Annotated in this window: 10 protein-coding genes; 7 read left to right on the forward strand and 3 right to left on the reverse strand. The window is 42.9% G+C overall.

Annotation, left to right across the window (positions count from 1 at the left end; translation table 11 throughout):
* Nucleotides 1–216 precede the first annotated feature (216 nt).
* Nucleotides 217–1,821, forward strand: coding sequence for a siroheme synthase CysG (gene cysG, locus JMW85_RS07590; protein WP_201581342.1), 1,605 nt, complete (start codon nucleotides 217–219; stop codon nucleotides 1,819–1,821).
* A 104-nt stretch (nucleotides 1,822–1,925) separates the two neighbouring features.
* On the opposite strand, the gene JMW85_RS07595 is transcribed toward cysG, so the two are convergent.
* Entirely contained in the window at nucleotides 1,926–2,591 is a 666-nt protein-coding gene (locus tag JMW85_RS07595) for a DUF4377 domain-containing protein (protein ID WP_201581343.1), read from the reverse strand.
* 273 nt (nucleotides 2,592–2,864) lie between these two features.
* Between JMW85_RS07595 and JMW85_RS07600 the strand changes: the two genes are divergently transcribed.
* Complete coding sequence (locus tag JMW85_RS07600) at nucleotides 2,865–4,427, forward strand: exonuclease SbcCD subunit D C-terminal domain-containing protein (protein WP_201581344.1); 1,563 nt, start codon at nucleotides 2,865–2,867, stop codon at nucleotides 4,425–4,427.
* A gap of 103 nt (nucleotides 4,428–4,530) precedes the next feature.
* Nucleotides 4,531–8,484, forward strand: a complete 3,954-nt coding sequence (locus JMW85_RS07605; RefSeq protein ID WP_201581345.1) for an AAA family ATPase — start codon at nucleotides 4,531–4,533, stop codon at nucleotides 8,482–8,484.
* Nucleotides 8,485–8,657: 173 nt separating this feature from the next.
* Here the strand turns inward: JMW85_RS07605 and JMW85_RS07610 are convergent, their stop codons facing one another.
* Complete coding sequence (locus tag JMW85_RS07610) at nucleotides 8,658–13,505, reverse strand: NAD-glutamate dehydrogenase (RefSeq protein WP_201581346.1); 4,848 nt, start codon at nucleotides 13,503–13,505, stop codon at nucleotides 8,658–8,660.
* 457 nt (nucleotides 13,506–13,962) lie between these two features.
* Between JMW85_RS07610 and purD the strand changes: the two genes are divergently transcribed.
* Both purD and JMW85_RS07620 read left to right on the forward strand, forming a co-directional pair.
* Nucleotides 13,963–15,291, forward strand: a complete 1,329-nt coding sequence (gene purD / locus JMW85_RS07615; protein WP_201581790.1) for a phosphoribosylamine--glycine ligase — start codon at nucleotides 13,963–13,965, stop codon at nucleotides 15,289–15,291.
* Between the two features lie 298 nt (nucleotides 15,292–15,589).
* Complete coding sequence (locus JMW85_RS07620; RefSeq protein WP_201581347.1) at nucleotides 15,590–16,984, forward strand: ABC1 kinase family protein; 1,395 nt, start codon at nucleotides 15,590–15,592, stop codon at nucleotides 16,982–16,984.
* A gap of 155 nt (nucleotides 16,985–17,139) precedes the next feature.
* Here the strand turns inward: JMW85_RS07620 and JMW85_RS07625 are convergent, their stop codons facing one another.
* The gene (locus JMW85_RS07625; RefSeq protein WP_201581348.1) at nucleotides 17,140–17,817 is read right to left on the reverse strand and encodes an SAM-dependent methyltransferase; all 678 of its coding nucleotides are present in this window, start codon (nucleotides 17,815–17,817) and stop codon (nucleotides 17,140–17,142) included.
* Between the two features lie 209 nt (nucleotides 17,818–18,026).
* Here JMW85_RS07625 and JMW85_RS07630 point away from each other — a divergent pair, with 209 nt between their 5' ends.
* Together JMW85_RS07630 and JMW85_RS07635 are read left to right on the forward strand one after the other, a co-directional pair.
* Nucleotides 18,027–18,218, forward strand: coding sequence for a DNA gyrase inhibitor YacG (locus tag JMW85_RS07630; protein ID WP_201501228.1), 192 nt, complete (start codon nucleotides 18,027–18,029; stop codon nucleotides 18,216–18,218).
* A 47-nt stretch (nucleotides 18,219–18,265) separates the two neighbouring features.
* Nucleotides 18,266–19,447 (forward strand): aspartate aminotransferase family protein, encoded by a 1,182-nt coding sequence (locus JMW85_RS07635; RefSeq protein ID WP_201560880.1) that lies wholly within the window; start codon nucleotides 18,266–18,268, stop codon nucleotides 19,445–19,447.
* Nucleotides 19,448–19,495: the final 48 nt, after the last annotated feature.

A 19,495-nucleotide genomic window follows, 5' to 3' on the forward strand; every position in this document is an offset into this window, starting at 1 on the left:
GCAAAAATCTAATCTACATGACAGCCACAAGCTTTGACGTAAGCCTGTGGCTTTTTTAGTTCTGTATTTCACGACTCACCTATTCCCTTTTACATCAAAAACCCTCACCAACATGACAAAAACGAATATGCTAATGCCAATTCGCTACGTGAGCGTATGCCTGTGATACCTCATAATAGCGACATACCTTACATTGAATGAGTTACAGGTAATCCTATGAACACTTTTCCATTATTTTTTAAATTAGAAGACCGTAAAGTACTCATTGTTGGCGGCGGTGATGTGGCGTTACGTAAAGCGGATTTGCTCAGCCGTGCTGGCGCGTGCATCACTGTTCTTGCGCCAAATATCAGCGACGAAATACAAGCCTTGCTCAGTGACAGTAAGCACGCACTCATTTATGAGAATTATAATAAAACTTATATGACAGGCGCACGCGTCATTATCGCTGGCACGGATGACGAAGCGCTGAACCATCAAATTCATGCCGATGCGACGGCATTAAATATCCCTGTAAACGTCGTCGATACGCCGCATTTATGCGATTTTATCTTCCCTGCGATTGTTGATCGCAATCCAATCGTGATTGGCATATCGTCAAACGGCAAAGCGCCAGTGCTGGCACGTCTATTACGCGCTCGCCTTGAAACCTTGATTCCACAAGGCTATGGTAAATTGGCAAAGCTTGCTGGCGATTTTCGTAGCGAAGTGAAAACTAAAATACCTACGCTGACAGGACGCAGGCAGTTTTGGGAAAAGGCATTTGAAGGTCCAGTCAGTCAGCTGATGTTTGCGGGTAATGAAACTGAAGCGGCGGCACAATTACAAGCCGATTTAGATAAAACAGCATCAATTATCAGTGATAAACATACAGAGAATAATATATCTACAGAACCTCAAACCCTACAAAATAATGTAGGCGAAGTCTATATCGTTGGTGCAGGCCCAGGTGACCCAGAGCTGCTCACTTTTAAAGCGCTGCGTCTCATGCAGCAGGCTGACATTGTTTACTATGATGCGCTCGTCTCACCGCAAGTATTAGACCTATGCCGCCGTGATGCCGATAAAGTGTTTGTTGGTAAAAAACGCAGCAATCATGCAGTAGCGCAATTAGGCATCAATGAATTGTTGGTCAATAGCGCAAAAGAAGGTCGCCGTGTGGTGCGTTTAAAGGGCGGTGATCCTTTCATCTTTGGCCGTGGCGGCGAAGAAATTGAGAGCTTGCGTGCGCACAGTATCCCTTATCAAGTCGTACCTGGTATTACCGCTGCCAATGCCGCTGCCAGTTATGCCGGTATTCCATTGACTCACCGTGATCATTCGCAGTCGGTACGTTTTGTCACTGGATTTTTAAAGGCTGGCGCGCCCAATAATAACTTTAAGAGCTTTTTGAATACGGATGAAACAGTCGTCTTTTATATGGGGTTGCATTCGCTGGCGCGTTTGACGACAGGCTTGATTGATGCAGGGCGCAGCAGCGACACCCCGATTGCTATAGTCTCCAATGCCAGTATGCCCAATCAGCAGGTATTAACGGGAACGCTTGCCGACATCGTTGAATTGCAAGAAAAAAATCAGCTACCCACGCCAGCCTTGCTCATTATGGGAGATGTGGTCGCATTGCATCATGACTTAGCTTGGTATAATTTGCAAAATCAGCAGAAAAACAACAATAGTGACACTACAGCTAGTAACTGGCTACGTGGTGGCACAGCGGCTACACCAAAGGCAAATCATACTAGCCAGCAAGCCCATGCGTTATCTATGGTGGCTAATTTGGCAACGGCTGATGATGGTTTGGAGCAGTTAGTGATTGGTTGACGTATGATCTTCAATTTCTAAAAAGCCCTGCTAGTAGATTAGTAGGGCTTTTTAGTATTTAGTATAACGCTATTGATCTTTTATGAGCTATTCATTTTTAACAATTAAGATTTGGTCTTTTGTTTCTCAATGACTTTTATTAGCGTGCTATGAATTGATGATGCGTCAGCAGGCGGATTGCTAATCGGTGTATTCTTGATGAGCAAAGTGTATTCATAATTAGGTTCAAAATCAAAACCTTCTATACCACTATATCGATACTCCCAGTCGGCGTTAGCTTGTTCAGCAGGCTTAGTCAGTAAGCATGATTGCGGCGCAACACCGACACAGTCTACTTGATGGTCAGCGATGATGATTTTACGTAAAACATAAGGCATCGCATGGACAGTAATGTGGTGCTTACTATCTACCTCTGATTGTAATGTCGATTGCTCTCCCATCACTTCAACATAATCGCCTATGATTAATTTCTGCATTTGATGGGCGTTTTTCTGAGCAAAGTTGGCTTTACTGATTTCTGCGGTATACGTCTGTCCATCTTGAGCGACGATAGTAACTTTTTGCTGCTCTCTGTCTTGCGAGATGACCTCAGTCACTTGACCAATGATTGCGTCAGAATGACTCGGTTTAATCGAATGGACAAACGCGGTGCTATCTTTTATTTGACTCACACTGGTTTTATTATTCATATTTGCTTGCTCATAACTGCTACAAGCAGCCAAAGAGGAAGTGGCAATTAAAGCCAATGTGCATAATCTGATAAACGACATAACATAACCTTATATTAATAATGGCTTGGATGTTACTAAATATGGACCTTTTCTAGTACCATTTATTTGTTACTTAATACTATTAACAACGCGCCTTATTAATCAGCTTTTTTAAATAGCCATTATTTTAATAATCGATCATCGTTTCATTTACGGTCAAATGTCACTACTCATTCGTATCTACTTTGCTTTACTGGTAAATTTATAGCAAAGCAAACTTCTCTAATCCTTGCTAAAATAATCGCTGTCTTTCATTCACCATTAAGCCTCATTATGTCTGTATCTGCTGTTACCCCTCTGACTATCCTTCACACCTCTGACTGGCATTTGGGGCGTAGGCTTTATGGACGGATGCGCTATGAGGAATTTGAAGCGTTTTTAAGCTGGCTCCAAGACACCATTAGTGCGCAGCAAATCGATGTACTTATTGTCGCTGGTGATATATTTGACACCATGACCCCAAGCAATAGAGCACAAGCGCTGTATTATGAATTTTTAGGAAAAGTTTCAAAATCATGCTGTCAACATGTCGTCATCGTCGCAGGCAACCACGATTCCCCGACATTTTTAGATGCACCAAGCAATGTACTCAAGTTTTTAAACGTCCATGTTATCGGTACGGCTTGTGAAGACTTAAACGATGAAGTATTGGTATTAGATGATACAGATGGAAACCCGCATTGTATTATCGCTGCCGTCCCCTATTTGCGTGATCGTGACGTGCGTAGCAGTCAGGCTGGCGAGTCGGCTGATAGCAAAGATGCCAATGTCATCGCTGGTATCTGCGCACACTACGATGACGTTGCAGATATTGCCAAAGCCATACAAGCTGAGTTAACCAAAGCGCATAAGCGTCATATTCCTATCATTGCGACAGGGCATCTATTTGCTCTTGATAGCAAAACAACTGAGGATGATGGTGTTCGCGACCTTTATGTAGGTAACCTAGGTCAAATATCAGCAAGTATGTTTGATAGCTGCTTTGACTATGTCGCACTTGGTCATTTGCACGTACCGCAAAGGGTTGGTAGCTGTGATCATATCCGCTATTCAGGCTCGCCAATCGCGATGGGATTTGGTGAGTCAAAACAGCAAAAACAAGTATTACTGGTACAGTTTGGCGCAGTAGCAAATGACATTAGCAGTCAAAAATCAGCCTCAAATAATATAGTTGAAAGCATTATTCCTCAGCTGACCAATACCGTTACCCCGATTGAAAAACCTGTTAAGAAAGTAGCCAGTCAGACGACTGGATTTATAGATGACTTGTTTGGTTTTGACGAGCAATCAGAAAGTAATGAGATAACAAAAACTGCTGCTATAGAAAATATCCCTGATCAGCAGGATCAAAACAACCAATCAATGCCTAGAAATATCGATACTCCCAACAAAATACTGCACCGAGATGACTCTAATCAGATGCAAGTAGTATCCCTACCTATTCCAAAGTTTCAACAACTGGCGCAAGTTTCAGGTGATTTGGAGTGCATTAATCAGGCTATAGATAAAGTCATTCAATCTCTTAACGCAACAGAGTCTGTATGGCTTGAAATTATTTATACGGGTGATGATATTATCAGCGAGTTACGTGAGCATATCCAAACGATGGTAGATAATTTGCCGTGCGAGGTGTTAAAAATCAAAAACACTCGTACCTATAATAAAGTACTAAATCAACAACAAACTTCCGAGACGCTACAAGATTTAAATGAGGAAGAAGTATTCGAGCGTTGCTTGATTGCTCATGATATTCCTGATGAGCAAAAATCATCCTTACGTGACGCCTATGATCAAATCGTTTATAACTTACGTCATGAAGATACTCAGGCTGAATAGTATTATGTAATCATAAACGCTGTTGATCGAAGCTAGCTAGAATAATAGCTTCATTTCTCATTATTGCCCTTTTTATTACTACCTATAAAAATAAGACCTTATCATGCGCCTAATTGAACTACGACTTAAAAATTTGAATTCTTTAAAAGGCGAATGGCACATTGATTTTAGTGACCCCGCTTTTCTTAATGAAGGCATCTTTGCCATTACTGGACAGACTGGTGCTGGCAAGACGACCATATTGGATGCGATTTGCTTAGCACTCTATAGCCAGACGCCAAGACTGGGCGATATCACTGGTTCAACGAACGAGATCATGACTCAAGGTACAGGTGAATGCTCAGCAGAAGTCATCATCGAGATAGATTCCAAACGCTACCAATGCTACTGGTATCAACATCGCGCTCACAAAAAAGCCAAGGGCAATTTATTACCGATTAAGCATGAGATTAGCGAGGTGAAGACCGGCAAGATTTTAGAAGAGAAAAAGTCCAAAACTTCTGCCTATATACAAAACCTCATCGGCATGGATTTTAATCAATTTACGCGCTCCATCATGCTCGCACAGGGCAGTTTTGCCGCGTTTTTAAAGTCTGATATTGGCGATAGAGCCGCGATTTTAGAGAAAATAACGGGTACGGCTATTTATGCCAAAATATCATTAAACGTTCATGAAAAAAAACGCTCTGAGGAAGAAGTGCTTGGTAAGCTGCAAGCGGGCGTGAATAGCTTGTCGTTATTAAATATTGAAGACGAAAAGCTATTGGTAGCAGATTTAGAGAGCTTTAACCAACAGCAGAGCGCACAGCGCCAAACATTCAAAACCCTGAGTGAACAGCTACAATGGCTGGATAGCGTTCAGCAGCTACAGCAAAATCTCTCGACCTATCAGGTCGAGTTTGCAACAGCGCAGCAAACGCAGCAAGCCTTTATCCCAGAAGCACAGCGCTTAAACATTGCTAATAAAGCTCTAGAGATTGACAGTCACTTCCGAGAGCTGAGCTACAACCGAAATTTGGTCAAGCAGTTAGAGGTTGAGCAGCAAGGTTTACTTAATAAGATTCCAACTCAGCAAGAAGTACTGGCACAAGCTTCAATCCATCTAAATAATATCAATACCATTGAAAAGCAAGCCACAGATAGCCTACATGCTACTTTGCCTATTATTAAAAAGACGCGTGAGTTGGATACTGAGATAAAACAGCACTCTTATTCTTTAGCTAGCGATAATCAGCGTAAAGAGGTATTAGTTAGTAACACTCAACAATTAGGTCAAGATATAGCTGACTACAAACAAACAGAGCAAAAGACTCAGACTCAGCTTAGCAGTGTAGAAAAGTACTTTCGCGATTACCAAGAGCTAAAAGACCTCGATAAAGATATGGTGACCTTCGATAACAGCTGTCGCCAATTAATGGCGCTGTTGGAAGATAATGCCAATCTAACAGCGGATAAACTTGCTTATAGTAATCAAGCCCGCATGCTACAGACTGATTTTGATAAGTTATATAAGCAGCAAAACGCAGAGAAATTATTGATAACGCAGCAACGCGAGCAACTTGCCAGCGTACAACAGCAGCAAGCCACACTCATTCAAAACCAGCCCATTGCTAATATGCGTCGCGAGCAAGAGCAAATCGATCAAATCAGCACCCAGATTGCGCAAGCCAATATTAAGCTAGAGCAGCTGTCTGAGCGTACCAACCAAATTCAACACATCAATGCAACGTTACCCAAACTGAATCAAGAGCTTAAGACTTTAGAAGGTTTGATTGACAGTCACAAGATAAATATTGAAGAGGCTAAGCTCAAGAGACAAGAGAAACAAGAGCATCTACATCTACTACAAAAGGTCGCTAAGCTTGAAGATTATATAGTAGAGCTAGAGGATGGGTCGCCCTGCCCGCTTTGCGGTGCACATGAGCATCCTTATAGCAAACATCATCCATTATTAGACTCTAGTACCAAGAATAATAATACCGACGCCCATGACGATCAAAACCAGTCGTCCACAATAAAACAGACTAAGGCGCAATTAACTCAGCAGCACATAGCTGAATTAGAAACTGCTATTGATAATCTTGAGCAGACTTTATCTAAACATCATATCGACCATGCCACCAAAAAAGAAGCCATCAATAATCAACAGCAGCAGTTAGCGCCCTTACAGCAGCAATCTAAAATCTTACACGCTGATATTCAGTCTAACCTTTCCTCGCTATTTAACACTAAAAATAATTATTCGGAATCGACTGTGGCAATTATCGATCCACTTGCGCAGATTAAGAGCGATACTGATATTCATATTGATCACAGCTTATCCTTATTAGACACCATCAAACACAAACTGACTGAGCATAAACAGTCTCTTAAAACGATAGTCGTCAAATATGACAACCTAGCTGAAAGTGCTGCAACGCTCAGTATTGCCATCGAAGCCGATGAACAGCAGCAACAGCTACTTAGTCACGCCATTAATAACCTGATGACTGATATCAAGCTAAATGCTCAAAAAATTGAAAGTGTCGAAGATAAGATTGCCACTAATTTTTCGGCACTCATACCCATGATGACCAATATTTCATCTTTGGTGAGTAAGTACCCAACGGCTAAATACGAGAAGCATTTAACGATAGCGCCCAAAGCGACTGACATTCAAGGCGCACTGCTGCAACTCATTGAAAGTACTCATAAGCAAATAGTATTAGCAAGCGCAGATTATGATGAGCATATTAACCAATTGCGGGCACAACGTCATGCTTTGAAGCAGTTAAAGCAATATCATCATGAGCAAAGTAGCCGCCAACAGCAACTCACCAATACTCTGAGCAGCCTGACTGCGAATATTGAGAGTAAGCAAGCACAGCTCGCCAATGATGAGGCAGCACTCAAAGAATTAGAGGAATTAATTGATAATAAAACAGAGGATATCGAACAATTAAAGAAAGCTAGAAAAGCGCTATTCGCAGATAAAGATACAGACTATGAAGAAAACCAGTTACGCAGCGCTGCTGATGAGGCTAAAGCCAAACAAATCATAGCTCAAAGACAGCTAGATTCTATACAGCAGTCTTTAGAGCAATTAAAGAGCAGAGAGCAACAGCTAGCTACAGAGCAACAGTTGGCGACTACTACCGTAAATACACAGGACAGTATTTTTACTAACTTACTCGCAGAGTCAAAGTTCGTCGATGAGTCGGATTTTTTGAGTGCGCGTCTGCCTAAAGAAGAGCGTGAGGCATTACATATACGTAAACTAGCGATTGATAATGCCCTACAACAAGCTAAGTTGCAGTTAAATAATACCCAGCAAGCGTTAGAGCAAAAACTTGCCACACCTATGACACATGAAGACCGAGAAACACTTGCTGGCAAGCATCATCAAATACAGACGGATATCGATGAGTTAAGTCAAAAAATCGGTGCGATTGACCAAAAGCTTAAGGATAACGACAGCCAAAAAGGGCAACAGGCGACACAGCTGATTGCAATCGATGAACAAAAACAAAAACTACAAGTTTGGCAGCAGCTACATACGTTAATTGGTTCTGCTGATGGCAAAAAATATCGCACCTTTGCGCAAGGCTTAACGTTTGAAGTCATGATTAGCCATGCCAATACGCAACTGCAAAAAATGAGTGACCGCTATTTGCTCATTCATGATGACAGTAATCCGCTTGAGCTTAATGTGATTGATAACTATCAAGGTGGTGATATTCGCAGTACCAAAAACTTATCGGGCGGCGAAGGATTCATTATCAGCTTGGCGCTCGCCCTTGGGCTATCGCAGATGGCGAGTCACAATATTCGCGTGGATTCACTATTTTTGGATGAAGGGTTTGGTACGCTTGATGAAGAGTCGCTTGATATTGCGCTCGATACTTTAACGAGCTTACAACAAGAAGGTAAGCTTATTGGTATTATCTCTCACGTACAGGCGTTAAAAGATCGCATCTTGACTCAAATCAAGGTTGAAAAAATCTCGGGTGGTTTTAGCCACATCAGTGGTCAAGGATGTCGCCGAGTGGTCAATATTACTAATGAAAAAGCCTTGTAAGTTAAAGCGGTCATCAAGAGTCGAGCGTGCATCACGCCGTTGATTGCTTTTTACGCTTAGCCAGACAATAAAAAACCACCGTTAATTAATAACGGTGGTTTTTTTGAAAAGACCTTTATCTTGTTGTTTATTGAATGACTACTTAGTTAGTTTAGTTAGTTTAGTTAGTTTAGTTACTTAGTTACCAAACCGCTTAGCTCACTCATCAATACTGACAACGTTGAAAGACCAATTTGACCATTTTCATCATTACGATGCAGATTATCTAACTTGCTCATCTCTGTGGTGACAGACTCCAGATGATCCAAGTGACGTGAACGCCATTCACCAAATGCTTGCTTCGCATCTGGTTTAGATAATATGGCATCCATCAGTAGACGTAGACTACGTGACAGCTCATTCATCAACGCATGGCGTGCGCGGCGATCCCAGTAGTCTTGCTGTGGTAACGTGGCGATGTTGTCCATCATCCAATCTAACTGCAAGACGTGATAGGCATCAAAGTACAACGTTGCAATCTCATCAACAGGACGCTCATATTGCTCAGCGAGCAGTGCGGCATCAAGTGCATCAACATGATAAGGCAGCATCGCAAACAACGCGGCATCACTATTAGACAGATCATTCTGCATCAGGCTAGTAGTATCTTCTTGCAAGTATTCTGCAAATTGTTGCTCAATAAAGCCGCCTGATTTGGTTAATTTCTCAACACTATCGCTAAAGCGACTGATCATGTCAGCGACTTGCAATTCTTGACCAAAGGCATTGATAAACCAAACAGCACCTTGCTCAAGCGCGTCACGTAGACGCAGTTCAAGAGTTAGTAGTAATGTAGCATCGACTTGATTGTCCAGTGCTTCAAGCGTGTTCCAAGCTTTTGACACATTGAAGACATCACGGCTAATCGCATAACCACGTACGATGGTCGCAAGCGATTGGTCTGTTTCCTCATAAAGACGGAACAGTGCTTCAATACCCAAACGATTGACCACACTATTGGTCAAATAGGTGCTGATAATCTCACGATGTAAGCGATGTTCAGTCATCTCATCAAAGAACCGCGTCGCCAGCTCATCAGGGAAATACTTGCGCAGCTCATTGATAAAATACGCATCATCTGGCAAGTCTGATGATAACAAGTTGTCATACACCCACATTTTGCCATAAGCCATGACAACTGCCAGCTCAGGGTTGGTCAAGCCAGTATCTGCTTTTTGACGTTTGGCAATTTCTTCATCTGATGGCAGATATTCAATCGCCCGATCAAGACGCCCTTCACCTTCTAACATCTGAATGAAACGCTGATGATCGCTTAAGTTAGCCGCCGCACGAATGTGGCTAAGCTCGATCGCTTGTGGTTGAAGGTAGTTTTGACGCAATACCAGCTCTGCCACGCTATCGGTCATGCTCTCAAGCAACTCATTACGCTGCTTTAAAGTCATGTCGCCTTGCTCAACCACTTTACCAAGTAGAATTTTGATATTTACTTCATGATCTGAGCAGTTTACGCCGCCTGAGTTATCGATAGCGTCGGTATAAATGCGCCCGCCTGTTTGTGCATATTCGATACGCCCTTGCTGGGTAAAGCCTAAGTTACCACCTTCACCAACGATAGCCGTACGTAGCTCATTGCCGTTGACCCGTACTGCGTCATTGGCACGGTCGCCGACATCAGCATGGCTCTCATTCACGCTTTTCACATAAGTACCAATACCGCCATTCCAAATAAGATCAACAGGCGATTTTAACAACGCACTGATTAACTCATTGGGTGCCATGCTGTCTTCAGCGATATCAAAACGCTGCTTCATCTCAGCACTGAGCGTGATGCTCTTATCTTTACGGGAGAAAACACCACCTCCTTGGCTAATGAGCAACTTTTCATAGTCATCCCACGTCGAACGTGGCATGTCAAATAAGCGGGCACGTTCTGCGTGTGAAGCAGCAGCATCTGGATTCGGATCAATAAAGATATGTAGATGGTTAAATGCAGCGACCAGCTGGGTATGGGTGGAGAGCAGCATACCATTGCCGAATACGTCACCGCTCATATCGCCAATACCAACCACGGTAAAGTTATCACGGTTCTGAATGTCCATGCCGCGCATACGGAAGTGGCGTTTGACCGACTCCCAGCCACCGCGTGCAGTGATACCCATGGCTTTGTGATCGTAACCAACCGAGCCGCCTGAAGCAAAGGCATCGTCGAGCCAGAAATCATATTCAGCAGACAAGGCATTCGCAATATCAGAGAAGCTGGCGGTTCCTTTATCAGCCGCGACCACTAAGTACGGATCATCTTCATCATGACGCACGGTGTTGGCTGGCGGGACAATTTTTCCATCAACGATATTATCCGTCACATCGAGCATACCGCGTAGGAATGCTTGATAACAAGCAATGCCTTCGGCTTGGAATGCGTCGCGACCATCTGCCATGGTTTTGGTTTTGACGATAAAACCGCCTTTTGAACCAACAGGGACAATCACCGCGTTTTTGACCATCTGTGCTTTGACCAAACCAAGCACTTCGGTGCGGAAATCTTCCATACGATCTGACCAACGCAGACCACCACGGGCCACTTTACCACCGCGCAAATGCACGGCTTCAACACGCGGCGAATACACGAATATCTCAAACATCGGTTTTGGTTTTGGCAGATTAGGAATATCTGCTGCCAAAAACTTAAACGATAAACGATCTTTACGCTGACCATCGCTATCGGTTTGATAGAAATTGGTGCGTACCATGGCGTTAATTAAATCTAAGTACCAACGCAAGATACGGTCTTCATCCAAGCTATCCACACCTGCCAATTCCGCCGTGATTTGCTGTTGAATCTGCGCGGTTTTTTCTGTGCGTTCATCTTCACTGTACTTAGGATTCATACGGGCATCAAACAGACTACCTAGCGCCACGCTAATGTCGCTATTTTTTACTACCGTTTGCTGAATATACGTACTAGAGAATGGTGCTTTTGCTTGCATCATATAGCGTGACAATGCTCGTAGCACCACCACATCATAAGTGTCTAAATTGGTCGTTAATACCAATTCGTTAAAGGAGTCACTCTCGACATGTCCCGCCCAAATCTGCTTGAGACTGTCTTCAAACTGACCACGCACCACTTGCATGTTGACAGTATCGACATGCTCCAGTGTCAGTTCATACTCTTGCATCCAAATGGGCTGCTCTGGCAAATCAAACTCATAGGTTTGCGCTGAAATGACAGACACACCAAAGTTTTCAAGGATTGGCAGGACTTTGGATAAAATAACAGGCTGTTCACGACCATACAATTTTAGGTGTAATTGATTGCTTGCATCGCCAGTTGACTGGTATAAATGCCAAATCATCGGCTGTTCTGCTGTCAATACAGCCAAACGCTTGGTGTCTTCAACCGCAGTACGGGCATCAAAACGCTCTTGATAAGCGGCAGGGATATAATTCAAAAAGCGACGGTTTAAAGCATTGGCTTGTTGCTCACCCACATTATCCAGCAGCATCTTTTGATAGCTGTCGCTCCATGATTGCATTAAAGCAGATAGTTTGGCTTCAAGTGCCGCAGTATCGACGTCTTTCACTTGACCTGGCACCGTACGCACGTGGACATGCACACGTGCGTGAGCTGATTCATTGAATTCTGTGGTAAATCCTGATGATGTGCCACCGTAAGCTTCTTTTAGGACGTTCTGTACTTTGATACGTAGCTCGGTGTTGAACTTGTCGCGCGGGATATAGACCAAGCATGAGACAAAACGCTGATAATGATCCACACGGCTGAATAGGCGCAGGCTCTTTTTATCTTGCAACTGGCTGATACCAGAAACGATAGGATATAGCTCTTCAACGCTGGCTTGAAAGAGGTCGTCACGCGGCAAGGTGTTAATCACATGCATCATTTTATGGTGCGCATGACCGTCACGTGGCAATTCTGCCATCGCCATAATCTTATTGGCTTTGTCACGTAATAGCGGAATTTGCTGTACCGTTAGTTGATACGCTTGTGAGGTCAATAGACCAATAAATCGATATTCACCAACCAGTTTACCGTTGTCATCAAATTTATGAATACCCAAAAAATCCATATATACGGGACGATGCACAGGCGATACACGGCTTGATTTGGACAACATCAACACTCGCGGTTCAGTCAATAGCTGCTTTAATACTTTTGGCAATTGGCTAAAACTTTCTGACAGTTTATCTTCTTCAGCACCGCGTAATAGACCAAGACCGCTATTACCAATGGCGAATAAATCTAAATCAGCAGGTTCAGCATTCACTTCAACAGCCTGACCGCCTTCCAAACGGTATTCACGATAACCCAAGAATATAAAATGATCGTCTAATATCCAATCTAAAAACGCTTGTATCTCTTGCTGCGAGTAAAAAACTTCTGGCAGTGGTTTGTTTGATAGCTCAGCTTTGATATCCGTCAACTGCGCACGCATCTGCTTCCAATCGCCAACGACTGTATCTAGCGTATCAATTTTTGCCAATAACATTTGCTGTAATGCAGCCAGATCTTCATCATCTTGATAGGCAATTTCACAATGAATCAAAGACAAATGAGAGGTCGCGCTTTCATGTGCGCCTTCGACATGAGTAATATGACCATTATCATCACGTGCAACACTGACAATGATGTTATAAGTACGATGAACATCGATACCTTCAGACTCAAGACTCATCAAAATCGTATCGACTAAAAACGGTCTGTCATAGGCAACAATTTGAATAACCGTATGTGAGCTATGAAAATGCTGCTCTTCTGCTTTGGGGTACAGCACCTTCAGTTGTGGCTTGCTGCCATCATAGGCTTGGAGCAACGTAAAATGATGTAATGCCATGCCCGCTAGGTCAGCATTACTGATAGTCTCAGCTGCCTCTGCGTGCAATGGCTGATAATAGCTATGAATAAAATGATCAAATAATGATTTGTCTTTTTGTACATAACTGGTAGCAATATCGCTTATCTGGCCGATGCGCTCTTTTGCGATACTGAGGGAGTTTGGCATGTCCTTCATCCTTTTTTATAGATTTGATTTATCATTTATTTAAGTTTATTAATTCGTACTAACTAATGGCAGCGCATAAATATGTGAAACATTATTGGTGCTGCGGAGCAGTATATCCATTTACGCAATTTATTCTGTTTTTTCTTGATATTTTAAGTTTCTCTCCTTTTTTCACCCTTATTTTTAGGAATATGTCGCAATTGGGATTTAATGCCATTAATTTAGTGAAGTGTAACGTACATAGCGCGCCAGCTAAAGCGTACAACATCATTTCATGAATCAGCAACATGTCGATAACATTTGCTCATGAGACAGGTTTTTCCGTTTATTAATGATTAATTGCTGGCAAGTGGATACTCATGGCAATCGGTACGACTTTTTTGTTAGAATATGCCAGTATATTTGAGAGTGTGTGGCTAACTCATAATTAACTTTAATGCTAAGGGCAAGACGTATGATGAATATTTTGGTGATTGGTTCAGGTGGTCGCGAACACGCGCTAGCATGGCAATGTGCAAAAGACGATAAGGTCAATAATGTCTACGTCGCGCCTGGTAATGCTGGTACAGCGCTTGAACCTAAATGCCAAAACGTTGTTCTAGTATCTACGGGCGACAACGCTAGTGAACATAGTGCAATCATCGATTTTTGCCAAAACAATGCCATTGATATGGTCATTGTTGGACCAGAAGCGCCTTTGGTCACTGGTATCGTTGATGCTTGCCGCGATGCTGGGATTCAAGCGTGGGGACCAACAGCATACTGTGCGCAGTTAGAAGGTTCCAAAACCTTCGCCAAAGAATTCATGGAACAAAACAATATCCCTACCGCAGCCTATAAAGGCTTCACCGAAGCGGTGGCAGCCAAAGCTTATATCGATGAACAAGGTGCACCCATCGTTATCAAAGCTGATGGCCTTGCCGCTGGTAAAGGTGTCATTGTTGCAGAAACTATCGAACAGGCATATGAGGCCATCGATGATATGCTTGCGGACAATAAATTTGGTGATGCAGGCAGCCGCGTGGTGATTGAGCAGTTTTTGCAAGGTGAAGAAGCCAGCTTTATCTGCATGATTGATGGTAAAAATATCTTGCCAATGGCAACAAGCCAAGACCATAAACGGGCTTTTGAAGGCGATACAGGTCCGAACACAGGCGGTATGGGAGCATACTCTCCTGCGCCAGTGGTCACTCAAGATGTCCATGAAAAAGTCATGACCCAAGTCATTCAACCAGTGGTTGATGCAATGAATAATGCTGGTCACCCTTATACGGGATTTTTATATGCAGGTCTTATGATTGATGAAGCAGGTGACCCTTATGTGATCGAATTTAACTGCCGCTTCGGTGATCCAGAAACTCAGCCTATCCTAATGCGTTTACAATCATCAATGGTAGATTTGGTGGCACAAGGTCTAGCAGGACAGTTGCCTAGTGATGCTCAATGGGACAGCCGCCCTGCCCTCGGTATCGTCATTGCTTCAAAAGGCTATCCTGAAACATCATCAAAAGGTGATGTAATTGCTGGCTTGCCAGAACTAGATGACAATAATGACAACGCTGTCAAAGTCTTCCATGCTGGCACTACTTTTTCTGACAGCGATGCCATAGACCGTGAAAAAGAAGTGGTGACGAATGGCGGACGTGTATTATGCGTGACTGCTCTTGCAGATAGTATTTCAGATGCTCAGCAAGCCGCACTTGCGGTAACAGGTGCGATTAGTTTTGATGGTGCACAGTATCGCCGTGATATTGGGCATCATGCCATTGCTCGTGAAAACAGTTAAAAATCAATATTACTCAGGCGATAGCTGTTCTCAGTTTTAGTCTGATATACCAAATTATTTTTAGCTTTTATGATTCGACCTAGCATCATGCTAGGTCTTATTTTTTGATATTATTTTTTACGAAATTATAATCTGCAAATATATACTGCGGCTTACAAAGTAACTGCTATTGGCAAGCTTAGGCTCATCAACCAAATGTGCTTTATATGATACAATTTTGTACCCGTACATCGCATCTCCCTTGTATTGTAGGTTTTGAACCCACAAATCAATACCAACTGGATGAATGATTATATTTATGGCAAATGATACGTCTAAACCTTCTAGCACCAAGCAATCCATCGATAACTTAAAAACCTCAGGGTTTGATAGACGAATGTCGATTGCTAAAACTTCCTTAAATATTGGTCGCCGCTGGGCGGGTAATAGTGTGTCTGGCATGTTCTTAAATAAAGAAGCTCGCACAGCACGCAACCAAGTATTTATGGAAGCCCAAGCAAACTACCTCGCAGAAGAGCTAGGTAAGCTAAAAGGTTCGGTCGTCAAAATTGGTCAAATGCTAGCGATTTATGGCGAACATATTTTGCCACCAGAAATTACCCGTGCCTTGCAAACGCTCAATGACGATACCGCTACGTTATCATGGCCAACCATGCAACAAACCCTGCAGCAATTATTGGGCGAAAAACTACATGAATTAGATGTCGATACGGTTCCTATAGGCACTGCGTCGCTCGCTCAAGTTCATCGAGCCACCGTGATTGCAACTGGCGAGCAAGTTGTATTAAAAATTCAGTATCCGGGTGTTGCTGATGCGATCAACTCGGATCTTGCTTTATTTAAACAACTATTAAAAGTGAGTAATATCGTTCCACAGACCCGTTCGCTCGATGCGTGGTTCGAAGAAATACGTGACCTACTCCATCATGAAGTGGACTATGAAGCTGAAGCCGCGACGACAGAACGATTTTATGACCGTTTGAGTAATGATACGCGTTACATAGTGCCCAAGATTAATCGTACTTATTCCAAAAAGCGCCTACTCTGCATGTCTTATGAGCCAGGTATTACTGTAGTTTCTGAGGCATTACAATTATTACCTCATGAGCGTCGTAACGCTATTGGTCAGGCGGCCATCGAAATCATGATGCAAGAGATTTTTGTGTGGGGTGAAATGCAGACAGACCCCAACTTTGGTAATTATTTGGTTCGTGTCAGTGAAAATGAAGGTGATATCGATAAATTAGTATTATTAGATTTTGGTGCTATTCGTCAATTTGATAACAACCTTTTGACCATTGCGCATGGCTTACTAAAAGCTGGTTACCGCCATGACCATCGGGCGATGATGCTTGCGATGACGGGTTATGACTTCTTTGATAGTATGAGTGATAAAGTACGCTCTGATATGGCGTCACTATTTTTATTGGCAACCGAACCGTTTAGTGATCCAGCGACCAATCCTGATATTCCTAGCGATTGTTTAGATAAGGACGACCGTTATATTTGGGCGAATAGCAAACTTCACTCTCGCCTTTCAACACAAGCCACAAAAGCAATGCAGTCTTTTGAGTTTAACTTGCCACCAAAAGAATTTATGTTTATTAGTCGAAAATTTATTGGTGCTTATACCTTTTTGACGGTGCTTGACGCTTATACTGATTCGGATACTTTAGTAAAACCTTATTTATAGTCTTGATTGAAGCAAATTTTCTTTAATAATAAATAATTTTTGAACCGCCTTTTTGTGGCGGTTTTATTTTTTAGTATTTTATCTGCTTAGGCTATTTTATATATTATAAATTAGCACTTATTATCGGCAAGATTTATTTCGATTTATTACTTAGGTTATTTAACTTGATTCGCAATATCCGTCTGCCACTCATCAAACCTAGTTTTATAACCCTCTGGCTTACGCATAATAAGTTCCCAGCATACCTCCCCACGGGCTAAATATTTTATTTCAAAATGCGTGCGCTGACTGTCATCAGCGACTTGATAGCGCTCATTAGGCAACGACCATGTCTCCGTTGCTTGCTGCTCTGCATTATTGATATAGGCTTCGATGTTTGTTACTAGTACCACCTCTCCACCTACTTGCAAGCGTGACAATAGAAACTCGAAGAAAGGCATGTTTAGCCATTGCTGGTTGGGATTATGCTGTTCAGGATTGGGGTACAGTATGAAGATTTTACTGACACTATTGGGTTTAATGGCATGCACAATCCATGCGATCGCATCAGCATGAATGGCAGTTAAATTCGGTGAATCTTGTAGCACTGCCAGTTTGGCAAAAGCGTCAAATTTATTACGCGTACGTTCGATCGCAATCAGGTGCTTATCGGTATTTTTTGCGGCGAAACCAAGCGCATGCTTACCCTTCCCTGCACCAATTTCTAATATTAAAGGGACAGTGCTTTTATTGTCGTGAATGATATTTGGCATAATAAAATTACGTGGTGCTGAAAGCTTTTCTGGTTGAAATGCTCGCTGTTGCTGATGTGTAAGCTCAATATTGTCGGTCATCTACTATCCTTAAAGTATTTGTCTTTTGCCATTATTCGGGCGCATGCTATTATATAGCCAATCCACTTCAATAGTAATATAGCGACAGCGAGTAACGCGCTATCGTAGTCTATCAAGCGCATACGAGATGAAAATAGATGTAATTACCGACTGCCGCTCGCTAATGACATTCATCATACAAATAAATCGAGGATACTCCCACCCTTATCATGACTGAATCTACCCCCCAAACCTCTCCTAAAACCTATCCTTGCCCACGTTGTGGTACTAAAACAGCATGGCAAGACAATAAATACAAGCCGTTTTGTAGCAGTCAATGCAAACTTATCGACTTAGGTGCATGGGCAAATGAAGACTATACCTTACCTGCTGAAACCACGCCTTTTTCTGACGAGCTATAATCAACACCTTCTCTTTTAACTAATTTATCATCTTAAGGATGTTTTATATGTCTGCTACTTATCTGATGCCCACTTATAACCGTCAGCCAATCAGCTTTACACGCGGTTCAGGCAGCTGGTTGTATACCAAAGATGACACGCCTTATTTAGATGCGCTGACTGGTATTGCCGTATGCGGTTTAGGGCATTGCCACCCGCAAGTGACTGACGCCATTCAGCAGCAAGCAGCGACTTTAGTACATACCAGTAATTTATTCGGTATCGACTGGCAAGAGCGTGCGGGTGAAGTACTATGTACAGCCGCCCAAATGGACAGTGTGTTCTTTGCCAATAGTGGTGCTGAAGCGAACGAGGCGGCGCTTAAATTGGCGCGTCTATATGCCTATCAGCAAGGTTTTAAACGCCCAAAAGTCATCGTTATGGAGCAGTCATTCCATGGTCGTACCTTATTATCATTGTCAGCCACCGCCAACCCAAAAGCCCGTGAAGGGTTTTACACATTAGATGATGACTTTATCCGTGTACCCTTTGGCGATATTGCCGCGATTAAGCAAGCCGCGCAAGATCATGATGAAATTTGCGCCATCTTTGTAGAGCCTATTCAAGGTGAAGGGGGTTTAAATACTGCTGCCAACGGATTTACGTATCTTGAAGAACTACAAGCAGAGTGTGAAGCCCACAACTGGCTATTTATGCTGGATGAAGTGCAAACAGGTAATGGCCGTACGGGTAAATACTTCGCTTATCAACATAGTAATGCGCGTCCTGATGTATTGACGACAGCTAAGGGCTTGGGTAACGGTTTTCCAGTAGGCGCGTGTATGGTACGTGGCCGCGCTAATGGTCTGTTTGGTGCTGGTAGTCATGGCTCTACTTATGGTGGTACGCCGCTAGCCAGTCGTGTGGTACATAGCGTATATGACGTATTGGCTAACAGTGATATCATGACCAATGCCGTAACCGAAGGGCTGTTTATTCGAGAGACGCTGGTCGATACACTAGGACAATATGGAGTCAGCAGTCGTGGTGCAGGTATGATGATTGGTATCGCTTTGCCTGAAGACATGGACTGTAGTCAGTTGGTTGATCGTGCGCGTGATGAACAAAAGCTCATCATCAATGTCACTGGTGGGCATGTTGTGCGCTTGCTACCGCCGCTTAATATGAGCCGCGATGAGAGCACACAAGTGGCTGAGCGTCTGATTGACTTGCTAAAACCATCATTTTAAATGATTGGTTACATTAAACGCTAATACTAAAAAAGCCTATAGATAATA

Origin of the sequence: Psychrobacter glacincola, assembly GCF_904846075.1 — a bacterium.
Taxonomy (GTDB): Bacteria; Pseudomonadota; Gammaproteobacteria; order Pseudomonadales; family Moraxellaceae; genus Psychrobacter; species Psychrobacter glacincola_C.